This window comes from Streptomyces sp. YKOK-I1 (assembly GCF_054660435.1).
Map to the genome: position 1 here is coordinate 1,195,850 of NZ_BAAGDR010000001.1, position 16,057 is coordinate 1,211,906.

1 protein-coding gene is annotated in these 16,057 nt (G+C 76.0%); it reads right to left on the reverse strand.

Annotated elements, in window-relative coordinates:
* Nucleotides 1–49 precede the first annotated feature (49 nt).
* The gene (locus ACYQ8Q_RS05170) at nt 50–15,814 is read right to left on the reverse strand and encodes a type I polyketide synthase (protein WP_460073175.1); all 15,765 of its coding nucleotides are present in this window, start codon (nt 15,812–15,814) and stop codon (nt 50–52) included.
* Nucleotides 15,815–16,057 lie beyond the last annotated feature (243 nt).

Here is a 16,057-nt window from a genome sequence, read left to right on the forward strand (position 1 = left end):
AGCGGGCAGGTCGGGTCGGTCGTGGCGGTGGCCGTGCTGGTGGTGCCGGTCATGACAGGCCCAGGTCGTTGTCGATGAGGGCGAAGATCTCCTCGGCGCCGGCGGACTCGATCCGGTCCTGGAGGTCGCCGCCGTCGTCGTCCGTCGGCTCGGCGGGCGGTTCGCCCTGGCCGTTCCAGCGGGTGGCGAGCGCCAGCAGGCGGGAGGCGATGCGGTCGCGCCCGGCGTCGTCCTCGGCGAGCCCGGCGAGCGCGGCCTCCAGCCGGTCGAGGGCGTCCAGCGCGGGCGCGCCGCCGCCTTCGGCCGCGGTCAGGGATCGCAGGTGGCGGGCGAGGACGCGCGGGGTGGGCTGGTCGAAGAGGAGGGTGGCGGGCAGCTGGAGCCCGGCCGCGACACCGAGCCGGTTGCGCAGTTCCACCGCCATCAGCGAGTCGAAGCCGAGTTCGCTGAAGGCCCGGTCGGCGTCGACGGCCTCGGCGGAGGCGTGTCCGAGCACGGTGGCGACCTGGCCGCGGACCAGGTGGATCAGCAGCCGTTCCTGCTCGGCGTCGCCGAGCCCGGCCAGCCGGGTCCGCAGGGCGTCGCTCTCCGTCCCGGCACCGCCGTCCCGTTCCCGTGTCTGCCGGGACAGGGCCTGGGCTTCGGGCAGTTCGGCCAGGAGCGGGGCGGGGCGCACGGCGGTGAAGGCGGGCACGAAGCGGTCCCAGGTCAGCTCGGCGACGGTCGGGGCGGCGTCCTCGCCGGCCACCGCCCGGTCGAGGGCGGCCAGCGCGGTGTCCGGGTCGAGCGGGACGATCCCGCCGCCCCGCAGGCGTGCCTCCGCGTCGGGGCCGCCGGCGGCCATTCCGCCGCCGGCCCACGGGCCCCAGGCCACGGAGGTGGCGGTCAGGCCCTCGGCGCGGCGCCGGGCGGCGAGGGCGTCGAGGTAGGCGTTGGCGGCGGCGTAGTTGCCCTGGCCCGCCGAGCCGACCGTGCCGGCGAAGGAGGAGAACAGGACGAACGCCGACAGGGCGCGGTCGCGGGTGAGCAGGTCGAGGTTGCGGGCGGCGGCCAGCTTCGGCCGCAGCACCGCCTCCAGCCGCTCGGGGGTGAGCGTCTGGAGCAGTCCGTCGTCGAGGACTCCGGCGGCGTGCACCACGGCGTCGACCGGGTGTGCGGCCAGCAGGGCGGCCAGGGCGTCGGGGTCCGCGGCGTCGCAGGCGGCCGTCGTCACGGTCGTACCGTGGGCGGCGAGTCCGGCGCGCAGTGCCTCGGCCCCTTCGGCGTCGGGGCCGCGGCGGCCGACCAGCACCAGGTGCCGGGCGCCGCGTTCGGCGAGCCGGCGGGCGACCCGGGCGCCGAGTGCTCCGGTGCCGCCGGTGATCAGCACGGTCTCGCCGGCGCAGTTCCACTCGGGTGCGTCGGTGGCGGTGTCGGCGGGTCGGGCGTGCGCGAGGCGGCGGGCGAGGACTCCGGCGGCCCGTACGGCGGTCTGGTCCTCTCCCGTGGTGCCGGAGAGCAGGGCCGCGAGCCGTTCGGCGGTCCGCCCGTCGAGGGTGGCGGGGAGGTCGACGAGACCGCCCCAGCGTTGCGGTTGTTCCAGCGCGGCGACCCGGCCCAGGCCCCAGGTGGCGGCCTGGGTGGGCGAGGTCACGCTCTCCCGGTCGGTGGCGGCGACCGCGCCGACGGTGGCGGCCCACAGCGGGGCGCCGATCTCCAGGTCGCCGAGCGCCTGGGTGAGGGCGAGCAGCGCGGCCAGGCCGGCGGGGGTGACCGCGCGGTCCGTGGTGGCCACCGGCTCCTCGTCGAGTGCCAGCAGCGACAACACGCCTTGTACGGCGTCCGGTTCGGGGAGCTTGCGCAGCTGGTCGGCGAGGGCGGTCCGGTCGGTGAGCGCGCAGTCCACGACCAGCGGCACGACCTTTGCGCCGTGCGCGGTCAGGCCCTCGGCGAGGGTGTCGGTGAAGGGGTCGTCGGCGCGGGAGGCGGGCAGGGCCAGCAGCCAGGTGCCCGACAGCACCGGCGGCGGGCCGTCCGGCACCGGACGCCAGAGCACCGTGTAGGCGTGGGAGTCGAGCGTGGCACGCTCACGGCGGCGCCGCCGCCAGGTCGACAGCGCGGGCAGCAGTTCGCCGAGCGGGGTGTCGTCGCCGAGGTCGGGGCGTTCGGTCAGCCCACCGAGGTCGCCGCGCTCCACGGCGGCCCAGAACTCGTCGTCGACGCGGTCGCCGTCGCCCGGCGCCCCGGTCGCGGCGGGCCGGGCGGCCGCGAGCCAGTAGTGGTCGCGCTGGAAGGCGTACGTCGGGAGGTCCACGGTGTGGGCCGGACCGGTCGGTCCGGTCGGCGCGGTGGCGAGCCCGCGCACGTGCAGGGTGCCCGCGGCCAGCAGGGCGGCGACCGGCTCCGGCCGGCCCCGGCGCAGCACGGGCACGGCGACGGCCGCAGCGGCCGGCTCCTGCGGGTCGTGGTGCGCGGACTCCGCCAGGCTGTCGAGGGTCATCGCGGTCAGTGAGCCGTCCGGCCCGAGTTCCACGAAGGTGTCGACGCCGTCCTGGCGCAGGCGGCGCACGCCGTCCGCGTAGCGCACGGTCTGCCGCACATGCCGCACCCAGTGGTCCGGCGAGGTCAGTTCGGCCTCGGTGGCCCGGTCGCCCGTCACGTTGGAGACGATCGGGATCGCGGGCGCGGCGTAGCGCACGCCGCGTGCGACCTCTTCGAACTCCGCAAGCATCGCGTCCATATGCGCCGAGTGAAACGCATGGCTGACCCGCAAACGCCTAGTCTTTCGGCCCAGCGCGGCGAAATGCCCCTCGATGTCACGGACGGCGTCCTCGTCACCGGAGACCACCACCGACGCGGGGCCGTTGACGGCGGCGACCGCGATGTGCCGGTCCCGTCCGGCGAGCAGCGGCGCCACCTCGTCCTCGGACGCCTGTACGGCGGTCATGGCGCCGCCCTCGGGCAGCGCCTCCATCAGCCGGCCGCGGGCCGCGACCAGGGCGCACGCGTCGGGCAGCGACAGCACTCCGGAGACATGGGCGGCGGACAGTTCGCCGATGGAGTGCCCCATCAGCGCGTCCGGCGCGACCCCCCAGGAGCGCACCAGTGCGTGGAGCGCCACGTGGACGGCGAACAGGGCGGGCTGGGTGTAGGCGGTGCGGTCCAGCAGGCCGGCCCGCTCCGTGCCCTCGGGGGCGAGGACGACGTCGGCCAGCGGTACGTCGAGGTGCGGGGCGAACGCGGCGCAGACGCGGTGGAAGGCCTCGGCGTACACCGGGAAGTGTGCGAGGAGTTCCCGGCCCGTGCCGGGCCGCTGGGAGCCCTGGCCGCTGAACAGGAACGCCGTGCGGCCCCCCGGTCCGGTGCGCCCGCGGACGACCGCGGCGGTGTCCTCGCCGCGGCCGAGCGCGGCCAGCGCGGCCAGGAGCGCGTCCCGGTCCTCGGCGACCACCACGGCCCGGTGTTCGAAGGTCGCGCGGCCGGTGGCGAGGGAGTGCGCCACGTCGGCGGGGGTCGGTTCGGGGTCGGCGGTCAGGCGGGCGCGCAGCCGCTCGGCCTGCCCGCGCAGGGCGGCGGCCGACCGTCCGCTCAGCGTCCAGGCGACCGGTCCGGCGGTCCGCGGTTCGAGGGGCTGCGGCTCCCCGGGGAGGTGTTCCCCGATGCCCTCCTCCAGGACGACATGGGCGTTGGTGCCGCTGATGCCGAACGAGGAGACCGCGGCGCGCCGCGGGTGTCCGGTGTCCGGCCAGGCCACCGGTTCGGCGAGCAGTTCGATCCGGCCGGCCGTCCAGTCGACGTGGGTGGTGGGCCGGCTGAGGTGCAGGGTGCGCGGCAGGGTTCCGTGCCGCATCGCCAGCACGGTCTTGATGACGCCGGCGACACCGGCGGCGGCCTGGGTGTGGCCGATGTTGGACTTCACCGACCCGAGCCACAGGGGCTGTTCGCGGTCCTGCCCGTAGGTGGCGAGCAGGGCCTGGGCCTCGATCGGGTCGCCGAGCGCGGTGCCGGTGCCGTGCGCCTCCACGGCGTCGACCTCGGCGGGGGTGAGCCCGCCTGCCGCCAGCGCGGCGCGGATGACGCGCTGCTGCGAGGGCCCGTTGGGCGCGGTGAGTCCGTTGCTGGCGCCGTCCGAGTTGACGGCGCTGCCGCGGACCACGGCGAGCACCGGGTGGCCGTTGCGGCGGGCGTCGGAGAGCCGCTCCAGCAGGAGGATGCCGGCGCCCTCGCCCCAGCCGGTGCCGTCGGCGTCGTCCGAGAAGGCCTTGCAGCGGTGGTCGCCGGCGAGCCCGCCCTGCCGGTCGAACTCGGCGAACGCGCCCGGCGTCGCCATCACCGTCACCCCGCCGGCGAGCGCCAGGTCGCACTCGCCGGACCGCAGCGACTGGGCCGCCCAGTGCAGGGCCACGAGGGAGGACGAGCAGGCGGTGTCCACGGTGACCGCCGGGCCCTCCAGGCCCAGCACATAGGCGACGCGGCCGGAGGCCACGCTGGCGGCGTGCCCGGTCAGGAGCTGTCCCCGCGCGTCCTCGGGGACGTCGTGCGCGGCGGATCCGTACCCCTGGTAGTTCGTGCCGACGAACACTCCGGTACGGGATCCGTGCAGGCCGCGCGGGTCGATCGCGGCCCGCTCCAGCGCCTCCCAGGAGATCTCCAGCAGGAGTCGCTGCTGGGGGTCCATGGACACCGCCTCGCGCGGCGAGATCCCGAAGAAGTCCGCGTCGAACTCGGCGGCGTCGTAGAGGAATCCGCCCTGGACGCCGTCCGTGTGCCAGCCGCGGTCGGCGGGCGGTGCCCCGATCGCGTCCACGCCGTCGGCGAGCAGCCGCCAGAAGTCCTCCGGTCCGCGTACGCCACCGGGGAAGCGGCAGCCGATGCCGACGATCGCGATCCGCGCGTCGTCGTCGGCCGGGTCGGCGGCACGGACGGTCGCGGGCGCGCCGACGGTCGCGGCCGGCGGTTCGGTGTCGAGGAGTCCGGCGCCGATGTGGCGCGCGAGCGCCTGCGGCGAGGGGTAGTCGAACACCAGCGTCGCCGGCAGTCGCAGTCCGGTCGCCGCGTTGAGGCGGTTGCGCAGTTCGACGGCGGTCAGTGAGTCGATGCCGAGGCCGCGGAAGTCCCGGCCGGGCTCCACGGTGTCCGGGCCGGCGTGGCCCAGCACCAGGGCCGTCTGGGTCCGTACGAGGTCCAGGACCGCCGTCTCCCGTTCGGGCCGGCCGAGCGCCGCGAGTCGGGTCCTGAAGCTCGGCCCGGCGTCGGAACCGGCCGCCGTGGCCGCCGTGCGGCGCGCCGGGGTGACGGCCAGGCCGCGCAGCATGGCGGGCAGGGCCGCCACCGCCTGCCGGTCCCGCAGCACGCGCCGGTCGAGCGCGAGGGCCACGAGGACGGGTTCGGTCCGTCGCAGGGCCGCGTCCAGGGCGCCGAGGCCCTGGGCGGGGGCGAGCGGCCGCATACCGCCGCGGGCCATGCGCCGCAGGTCCGCCTCGGTCAGCTCGGCGGTCATGCCCGCGCCGGGCGCCCAGGGGCCCCACGCGAGGGACACCGCGGGCAGACCGGCGGAGCGGCGGCGGGCGGCGAAGGCGTCCAGGAAGGCGTTGGCGGCCGCGTAGTTGGCCTGACCCGCGCCGCCGAACGTCCCCGCGACCGAGGAGAAGACCACGAACGCGGAGAGGTCGGCGTCCCGGGTCAGCTCGTGCAGATGCGCCACCGCGTCCGCCTTCGGCCGCATCACCGTCGCGAACCGCTCAGGAGTCAGGGCGGAGACCACACCGTCGTCCAGGACACCCGCCGCATGCACCACGGCGGTCAGGGAGCGCCCAGCCAGCACCGCGGCCAACTGGTCTCGGTCCGCCACGTCCAGGGCCGCCACCTCGACCGCGGCACCCAAGCCGCCCAGCTCCGCCACGAGTTCGCGAGCGCCAGGGGCGTCGAGTCCACGGCGGCCGGCCAGCAGCAGATGCCGTACACCGTGCTCGGTGACCAGGTGGCGGGCCACCAGCGCGCCCAGGCCGCCGGTGCCACCGGTCACCAGGACGGTCCCCTGCGGGTCGAGCGGCGCCGGGACGGTGAGGACCACCTTGCCCACGTGCCGCGCCTGGGACAGGTGGCGGAACGCCTCGGGGGCCTGCCGTACGTCCCAGCAGGTGACCGGAAGGGGTTCGAGCACCCCCTCCTCGAACAGGGCGACCAGGTCGGACAGCATGTGGCCGATCCGCTCCGGACCGGCGTCCCACAGGTCGAAGGCGCGGTACGTCACGCCCGGGTGCTCGGCGGCGACGGTCTCCGCGTCACGGATGTCGGTCTTGCCCATCTCCAGGAAGCGGCCGCCGCGGGGCAGCAGCCTCAGCGACGCGTCGACGAACTCCCCGGCCAGGGAGTCCAGGACGACGTCCATGCCGCGGCCGCCGGTCGCGGTGCGGAAGGCCGACTCGAAATCGGTCTCGCGGGAGGAGGCGATGTGCGCGTCGTCCAGTCCGAGACCGCGCAGCGTGTCCCGTTTGGCGGCGCTCGCCGTGCCGAACACCTCGGCGCCCCGGTGCCGGGCCAGTTGGAGGGCGGCCATGCCCACGCCGCCGGTCGCCGCGTGCACCAGGACCGACTCGCCGGCCCGCAGGTCCGCGAGGTCGTGGAGGGCGTAGTGCGCGGTCAGGAACACGAGCGGCACCGACGCGGCCTGCGCGAACGTCCAGCCGGCCGGGATCCGGGCCACCGTGCGGGCGTCCGCCACGGCCACCGGTCCGAACGAGCCGGAGAACAGTCCCATCACGCGGTCGCCGACAGCCAGCCCGGTGACCCCGGGACCGGTCTCGGTCACCAGTCCGGCGCCCTCCAGACCGAAGTCCTTCGCGTCGCCGGGATACATGCCGAGCGCGTTGAGCACGTCACGGAAGTTGACACCGGCGGCCCGCACCGCGACGCGGACGTGACCGGGCGCCAGTTCCGCTTCCGCCTCCAGGGCGGGCCGCAGGGCCAGTCCTTCCAGGGTTCCCTGCTCCGCGATGGCCAGCCGCCAGGCCGACTCGCCCGCGGGAGGCGTGAGGTCGCGGCCGGTCGCGGCCGGGGCCAGTCGCGGGGTGAAGACGGTGCCGACTCGTATGGCGGCCTCGGCCTCACCTGAGGCGAGCGCGGCCGGGACGACCGCCCAGGACTCGTCGGCACCGTCCACGTCGATGAGCGCGAACCGCCCCGGGTGCTCCGCCCGTGCCGCCCGCACCAGACCCCACACCGCGGCCAGGGCGGGATCGGGGGCCGGCGCGTCGAGCGTGACCGCGCCTTCGGTGACCACCACCAGCCGGGCGCCCTCGAAGCGCTCCTGCGCCAGCCAGGCGCGCACCAGCTCCAGCACGTGCGCGGTGGCCGTGTGCGCCGCCTCCCCGGGGTCACCGGCCGGGGGTGCCACGCTGATCAGCACGTCCTCTCCCGCGTCGGCTCCGGTCGTCGGCAGAGTGGTCGGGAGGGATGACGGCAGGGGTGCCGACGACACCGCGGAGGGTCCGTCCAGCGGGAGCGGCGTCCAGTCCACCTGGTGCAGCAGTTCGCCGTGAGGGGTTTCCACGGTCTCGCCGGCCGGTGCGGTGAGGGCGCGCAGGGTGAGGGATCCGATGGTGGCGACGGGTGCGCCGGACGGATCGGCCAGGTCGAGGGCGACCGAGCCGCTGCCGGTGGTCCGCAGCCGGGCGTGGAGCCGTGACGCGCCGGTGGCGTGCAGGGTGACGCCGGTCCACGAGAAGGGAAGGCCCGGGGCGGGCTCCCCTGCCGCCGTGCCGCCGGGGGCCGGCGGGGCGGCTCCAAGGGCGTGCAGCACCGAGTCCAGCAGGGCGGGGTGGATGCCGTAGCGGCGGGCGTCCGGGGCGGCCTCGTCGGGCAGGCCCACCTCGGCGAACAGGTCGTCACCGTGCCGCCGGAGGGAGGTCAGTCCGCGGAACAGCGGCCCGTACGACAGACCGGTCCCCGCCAGCTTCTCGTAGAGGGCGTCCGTGGGGATCCCGACGGCGTCGGCGGGCGGTCGCGCGCCCGCTTCCGCAGCCGGTACGGCGGGCTCGGGCAGCAGGGTGCCGCTCGCGTGCCGGATCCACGGCTCGTCGTCGGGTCCGTCGGCGTCGGAGCCGTCCGCGGGGCGGGAGTACACGCCGATCTCGCGCCGCCCGGCGGGATCGGGGGCGCCGACGGTGACCTGGAGCTGGGCGGCTCCCTGGGCGGGCAGCACCAGCGGTGTGTGCAGCGTGAGTTCCTCCACCTGGGCGCAGCCGACGCGGTCCGCGGTGTGGAGGGCGAGTTCCAGGAAGGCGGTGCCGGGCAGCAGTACGGAACCGGCGACGACGTGGTCGGCCAGCCACGGCTGGAGCCCGGTGGACAGCCGTCCGGTGAAGAGCGCGGCCCCGCTGTCGGCGAGGGTGACGGCGGCGCCGAGCAGCGGGTGACCGGCGGCGGACAGACCGGCCGAGCGCAGGTCGCCGACGTGTCCGCCGGCCGGGCGCGGCCAGTGGCGGCCGTGCTGGAAGGCGTAGGTGGGCAGCTCGGCGGGGCGCTCGGCGGGGAAGAACGCGGACCAGGTGACCTCGGCGCCGTCCGCGAAGAGGGTCGCGGCCGCCACGAGCAGGGTCGCGGGCTCGGGGCGGTCGGGGCGCAGGGCCGGGACCGCGACCGGTTCTCCGTCGGTGAGCGAGGCGTGGGCCAGTGCGGTGAGGGTGCCGTCGGGGCCCAGCTCCAGGAACCGGGTGACGCCCTCGGACTCCAGGGCGGCCACCGCGTCGGCGAAGCGGACCGGCCGGCGGACGTGACGGACCCAGTAGTCGGGGGAGCACAGCTCCTCGGCCGTGGCGGGCTCGCCGGTGACCGTCGAGACGAGGGGCAGGTGGGGACGCTCGTACGTCAGGCTTTCCGCGACCTCGCGGAAGCCGGCCAGCATGGGCTCCATCAGCGGTGAGTGGAAGGCGTGGCTCACCCGCAGCGCCGTGACCTTGCGGTCCTGGGCACGGAAGCGGTCCGCGACCTCCGCCACTGCTTCGGCGTCTCCGGCGACGACCACCGCCCGGGGGCCGTTGACCGCGGCGATCCCGACCCGTGTATCGTCCAGGAACGGCAGGACCTCCTCCTCGGTGGCCTGGAGGGCCACCATCGCCCCGTCCTCCGGCAGCGCCTGCATCAGCCGGCCGCGCGCCACCACCAGCCGGCACGCGTCCGCCAGCGACCACACCCCCGCCACATGCGCGGCCGCGATCTCACCGATGGAGTGTCCGGCCAGTACGTCGGGACGGACGCCCCACGACTCCAGCAGCCGGAACAGCGCCACTTCCAGCGCGAACAGGGCGGGCTGGGTGAACTCGGTGCGGCCGAGCGCCTCCGTGTCGTCCCCGAGGACGATCTCCCGCAGCGGGCGCGGCAGTTCCGCGTCGACCTGTGCGCACACGGCGTCGAAGGCGTCCGCGAACACCGGGTACGTCTCGTACAACTCCCTTCCCATGCCAGGACGTTGGGCGCCCTGGCCCGCGAAGAGGAACGCCGTACGGCCGTCGGGCCGGGCGCGGCCGGTGACGCCGCCGAAGCCGGGCTCGCCCCGGACCAGGGACGTGAGGGCGGCCAGCAGTCCGGCCCGGTCGGCGCCCAGCAGGACGGCACGGTTCCCGAGCCCGGTACGGGTGGTGGCGAGGGCGAGGCCGAGGCCCGCGGCGGTGAGGCCGGGCCGGGCCTCGACGTGGGCGAGGAGCCGTTCGGCCTGCTCGCGCAGGGCGTTCTCGGACGCGCCGGAGATCACCCAGGGCAGCGGGCGTCCGGCCCCGGCCTCCTGCCGCGCGGCGTCACGCGGCTGGTCGTCGGCCGGCGACCGGTGTTCGTCCCCGGGCTGTTCGACGATGACGTGGGCGTTGGTGCCGGAGACGCCGAAGGCGGAGATTCCGGCGCGGCGCGGCCGGTCGCCGCCGGACCAGGGCGTGCTCTCGGCGAGCAGTTCCACGGCGCCCGCCGACCAGTCGACATGGGTGCTGGGGGCTTCGGCGTGCAAGGTGAGCGGCAGCACGCCGTGCCGCATGGCCATGACCATCTTGATGATGCCGGCGACACCGGCGGCGGCCTGGGTGTGGCCGATGTTGGACTTCAACGAGCCCAGCCACAGGGGCTGTTCGCGGTCCTGACCGTAGGCGGCCAGCAGCGCCTGGGCCTCGATCGGGTCGCCCAGGGTCGTCCCGGTGCCGTGCGCCTCCACCGCGTCCACCTCGGCCGGGGTGAGGCCGGCGTCGGCCAGGGCGGCGCGGATGACCCGCTGCTGGGCCGGTCCGTTGGGGGCGGTCAGGCCGTTGCTGGCGCCGTCCTGGTTGACGGCGGAACCGGCGACCACCGCGAGGACCGGGTGCCCGTTGCGGCGGGCGTCGGAGAGCCGCTCCACGACGAGCACGCCCACGCCCTCGGCCCAGCCGGTGCCGTCGGCGTCGTCGGAGAACGCCTTGCACCGGCCGTCCGCCGCCAGCCCGCGCTGCCGGCTGAACTCCAGGAAGGCGCCCGGGGTCGACATGACGGTGACACCGCCGGCGAGGGCGAGGTCGCACTCGCCCGCCCGCAGCGCCTGCACCGCGAGGTGGAGGGCGACGAGCGAGGACGAGCAGGCGGTGTCGACGGTGAGGGTCGGTCCTTCGAGGCCGAGGACGTAGGCGATCCGGCCGGAGACCACGGCGGCGGCGTTGCCGGTGCCGAGGTAGCCGTCCCCGGCGTCGGGTGTGCTGAGCAGCAGGGCGGGATAGTCCTGGCCGTTGGAGCCCATGAACACGCCGGTACGGCTGCCGCGCAGGCCGCCGGGGGCGATGGCGGCGCGTTCCAGCGCCTCCCACGAGGTCTCCAGCAGCAGCCGCTGCTGTGGATCCATGGCGACGGCCTCGCGCGGCGAGATGCCGAAGAAGTCGGGGTCGAAGTCGGCGACTCCGGTGAGGAAGCCACCGTGCCGGGTGTAGCTGGTGCCGGGGCGGCCCGGTTCGGGGTGGTAGAGCGCGTCGAGGTCCCAGCCGCGGTCGGTGGGGAACCGGGTGATCGCGTCCCGTCCGGTGGCGACGAGGTCCCACAGCTCGTCGGGCCCGGTCACGTCGCCGGGCAGACGGCAGCCCATGCCGACGACGACGACCGGGTCGTCGGCCGCGCGCTCCGCGCGTGCCGCGCCACCCGTGCCGTCGGGGTGTGCGGGCCTGGTGTCGTCGAACAGCTCGCCGTGCACGAACGCGGCGAGGTCGACGGGGGTGGGGTGGTCGAAGACGAGCGTGGCGGGCAGGGCCAGGCCGGTCTCGGCGGCGAGGCGGTTGCGCAGTTCGACGGCGGTCAGGGAGTCGAAGCCGGAGTCGCGGAAGGCGCGCCGGGTCTCCAGCAGCCCCGCGTCGGCGTGGCCGAGGACGGCGGCGGCGTGGGTGCGGATCAGCTCCAGGAGGGCGCGGGTGCGTTCGGCGGCCGGGCGGCCCGCCAGGCGTCCGCGCAGGGCCGCGGCGGCTCCGCCGTCGTCCGGGTCGGTCCGCCCGGTGCGCAGCGCGTCCCGTGCCTCGGGCAGGTCGGCGAGGAGCGGGCTGGGACGGGCGCTGGTGAAGCCGGGGGCGAACCGTGACCAGTCGACGTCGGCGACGACCTGGCCGGTGGCGCCCTGCTGGAGGACGCGGCGGAGCGCGGCGAGGGCCGTGTCCGGGTCGAGGGCGGCGAGGCCGCGTCGGCGCAGATACTCCTCGGCCCCGTCCTCGGCGGCCATGCCGCCGTCGGCCCAGGGTCCCCAGGCGATGGAGGTGGCGGTGGCGCCGCGGGCGCGCCGCTGTTCGGCCAGGCCGTCGAGGTAGGCGTTGGCGGCGGCGTAGGCGGTCTGGCCTCCGCTGCCCCACACGCCGGCGATGGAGGAGAACAGCACGAACGCGTCGAGCGGGCGGTCGCCCTGGGCCCGCAGCACCGCGTCGAGGTGGGCGGCGCCGTGCGCCTTGGCGGCGAGGACCGGGCGAAGGCGGTCGGCGTCGGCCTCGGGCAGCGGCAGGGTGTCGGTGACGCCGGCGGCGTGGACGACGGCGTCGACGGTGTGGCGGGTCAGCAGGTCCTCGACGGCCGCGCGGTCGGCGATGTCGCAGGCCTCGATGGTCACGCGGGCGCCGAGCGCGGTGAGCGCGGCCGTCAGATCGGCGGCGCCGGGTGCGTCGGGGCCGCGTCGGCCGGTCAGGACGAGGTGCTCGGCGCCCTGTTCGGCGGCCCAGCGGGCGACCCGGGCACCCAGCGCGCCGGTGCCGCCGGTGATCAGGACGGTGCCGCGCGGCTGCCAGCCGTCCGCGCCGGTGTGCGGGGCAGCCGGGTCCTCGGCGTGCAGCAGACGGCGTACGAAAACGCCGGAGGCGCGGACGGCGAGCTGGTCCTCGTCGCCGGGCCGGGCCAGCACCGCGGCGAGCCGTGCCGCGGCCCGCCGGTCGACGGTGGGCGGCAGGTCGACGAGGCCGCCCCACCGGCCGGCCAGCTCCAGTGCGGCCACCCGGCCCAGGCCCCACAGCGCGGCCTGCGCCGGCTCGGGGGCGTCGTCGGAGCGGGCGGTGGCCACCGCGCCGCGGGTGGCGAGCCACAGCGGTGCGGTCACCTCGGCGTCGCCGAGGGCCTGCACCAGCCGGAGCGTGCGCAGCAGTGTGTCGGCCGGTGACGCCTGATCGCCCTCGACGGGCAGGGCGAGGACGCCGGCCCAGGGGCCGAGGCCGGTGAGCCGGGCGGCGAGTTCGGCGCGTTCCTCGTCGGGGGCGTACTCCCGGAGCACGGCTTCGGCCCCGCCGGTCGTCAGGGCGTCGGTCACGGCTCCGGCCGGGGGGCCGTCGCCCGTTCCGGCGGGGGCGAGGACGAGCCAGCGTCCGGTGAGCGTGCCGCCGGCGGCCGGATCGAGGGGGTGCCAGGCGACGCGGTACCGCAGCCGGTCGACCCGGCCGAGCTCCCGTCGTCCGCGCCACCACGACGACAGGGCGGGCACGAGGGGCCGTACGAGCCCTTCGTCGACGTCCAGGGTGTCGGCCAGAGCGGCGATGTCCTCGTCGGCGACGGCCGTCCAGAAGCCCGTGTCCCCGGCGCCGGTGTCGCCCGGGTGGCCGACGGCGGCGGACGGCGGAGTGGGCTCCAGCCAGAAGCGTTCCCTGCGGAAGGCGTACGTCGGCAGGTCCACGTCCCGGGCGCCGGTCCCCGCGAACACGGCCGGCCAGTCGACGGGCGTGCCATGGGCGAAGGCGCCTGCGACCGCCGCCATCAGCGCGGCGGGCTCCGGCCGGTCCTTGCGCAACGTGGGTACGGCGGCCGGCGCCTCGCCCTCGAAGCAGCCCTGCGCGAGGGCGGTGAGGGTGCCGTCGGGGCCCAGTTCGACGAAGCGGGCCACCCGGCGCTTGGCCAGCAGCCGTATCCCGTCGGCGAACCGGACGGGCTCGCGGACGTGCCGGACCCAGTAGTCAGGTGAGCACAGGTCGGCGGGGCGGGCGGTCTCGCCGGTCACGTCGGAGACGATCGTCAGCCGGGGCGGATGGTAGGTGAGGGTCTCGGCGACCGCCCGGAACTCCTGGAGCATGGGCTCCATCAGCGGGGAGTGGAAGCCGTGGCTGACCCGCAGGGCCGTCACCTTGCGTCCCTGGGAACGCATGTGCGCGGCCGCCTCCTCCACGGCGTCGGCGGCACCGGAGATCACCACCGCGCCGGGCCCGTTGACGGCGGCGATGCCGACCCGGTCGTCGAGCAGGGGCAGCACCTCCTCCTCGGTGGCCTGGAGCGCGGCCATCGCACCGCCCGCGGGCAGGGCCTGCATCAGCCGGCCGCGCGCCACCACGAGTCGGCAGGCGTCCGCCAGCGACCACACCCCGGCCACATGCGCGGCCGCCAGCTCGCCGACGGAGTGGCCCAGCAGGAACTTCGCGGTGACGCCCCAGGACTCCAGCAGACGATGAAGGGCGACTTCGAGGGCGAAGAGCGCGGGCTGCGCGTACTCGGTGCGGTTCAGCCGGTCCGCGTCCTCGCCGAAGACGATCTCCCGCAGGCTGAAGGGCAGTTCGGCGTCCACGGCGTCGAACGCCGCGGCGAAGACCGGATGGGTGGCGTACAACTCACGGCCCATGCCGAGCCGTTGGGATCCCTGACCGGCGAACAGGAAAGCGGTGGCGCCGCGCACGGTGCGGCCCCGGACGGTCGCGGTGCCGGCGGAACCGTCGGCGAGCGCGGTCAGTTCGCGTACCGCGGTGTCGTGGTCGGCGGCCAGGACGATCGCGCGGTGTTCCAGAGCGGCCCGGGTGGTGGCGAGCGCGTGGCCGACGTCCAGCGGGCGCGGCGGCTCGCCCTGGTCCCGCAGCCGGTCCAGCAGCCGGGCGGCCTGTGCCCGCAGGGCCTCCTCGCTGCGCGCGGACACCGGCCACGGCACGACGGGCAGGGTCCGGGGCTCGGCGGCGGGGGTCGGCGGCTCCGCGGCGGGCGCGGCGGGCTCGTCCGGTCCGGCGGCGGGAGCCTGCTCGATGACGGCGTGCGCGTTGGTGCCGCTGATACCGAAGGAGGACACACCGGCGCGGCGCGGGCGGCCCGCCTCCGGCCAGTCGACGGGCTCGGTGAGCAGGCGCACGGCCCCGGCCGACCAGTCGACGTGCCGGGACGGCTCGGAGACGTGCAGGGTGCGCGGCAGCACGCCGTGCCGCATCGCCTCGACCATCTTGATGATGCTGCCGACGCCGGCGGCCGACTGGGTGTGCCCGATGTTGGACTTCAGGGATCCCAGCCACAGCGGCTGTGCACGGTCCTGGCCGTAGGCGGCGAGCAGGGCCTGCGCCTCGATCGGGTCACCGAGCGAGGTGCCGGTGCCGTGCGCGTCGACGGCGTCCACGTCGGCGGGGGCGAGTCCCGCGTTGGCCAGGGCCGCGCGGATGACCCGCTGCTGGGACGGGCCGTTGGGGGCGGTCAGGCCGTTGGAGGCGCCGTCGGAGTTGACCGCGGTGCCGCGGACGACGGCCAGGACCGGGTGGCCCAGGCGGCGGGCGTCCGAGAGCCGCTCCACGAGCAGCATGCCGGCGCCCTCCGCCCAGCCGGTGCCGTCGGCGTCGTCGGAGAACGCCTTGCAGCGGCCGTCGGCGGCCAGACCGCGCTGGCGGCTGAACTCGTAGAACATCGCCGGGGTGGCCATCACGGCGACACCGCCCGCGAGCGCCAGGTCGCATTCGCCGCGGCGCAGCGCCTGGCACGCCCAGTGCAGGGCGACGAGCGAGGACGAGCAGGCCGTGTCGACGGTGACGGTGGGCCCCTCCAGGCCCAGGGTGTAGGCGATGCGGCCGGAGGCGACCGAGGTGGCGTTGCCCGCCAGCAGCAGGCCCTGCACCCCGTCCGGGAACTCGCTCACGCCGGCCCCGTAGCCGGAGGTGGCGGCGCCGACGAAGACGCCGGTGCTGCTGCCGCGCACCGAGGCCGGGGCGATCCCGGCCCGCTCGAACGCCTCCCAGGAGATCTCCAGCAGCAGCCGCTGCTGCGGGTCCATCGCCAGCGCCTCACGCGGCGAGATCCCGAAGAAGTCCGCGTCGAAACGGGACGCCTCGTGCAGGAAGCCGCCGCCGAGCGCGTAGAAGGTGCCGGGGTTGTCGGGGTCGGGGTCGTAGCCCGCCTCGACGTCCCAGCCGCGGTCGGCGGGGAAGCCGGAGATGGCGTCCCCGCCCTCGTCGACGAGCCGCCACAGCTCCTCCGGGCTCTCCACCCCGCCGGGGTAGCGGCAGCTCATCGCCACGATCGCGACCGGTTCCCGGTCGCGTTCCTCCACCTCCCGCAACTGCCTTCGTGTCTGCCGCAGTTCGGCGGTCAACCGCTTGAGGTACTCGACGTACTTGTCGTCCGTCTTGCCGTCTTCAGCCACCAACGCCACATCCCTGAGCCGATGCCGACGGTTTCCCGCGGCTGATCACGACATCCCGAGTTCTTTGTCGATCAGGTCGAACAGCTCGTCCGCCGTCTCGACGGAGTCCAGTCCCCCGTCGTCGACGTCGGCGAGTGCCGCTCCGGAACCCCCGGAGCCGGTGCCGTTGTCGTGTCCGGCACCGCCGCCCTTCGTTGCGCTCTCCTGCCACTTCGCCGTCAGCCGCTGGAGCCGGGAAGTGAT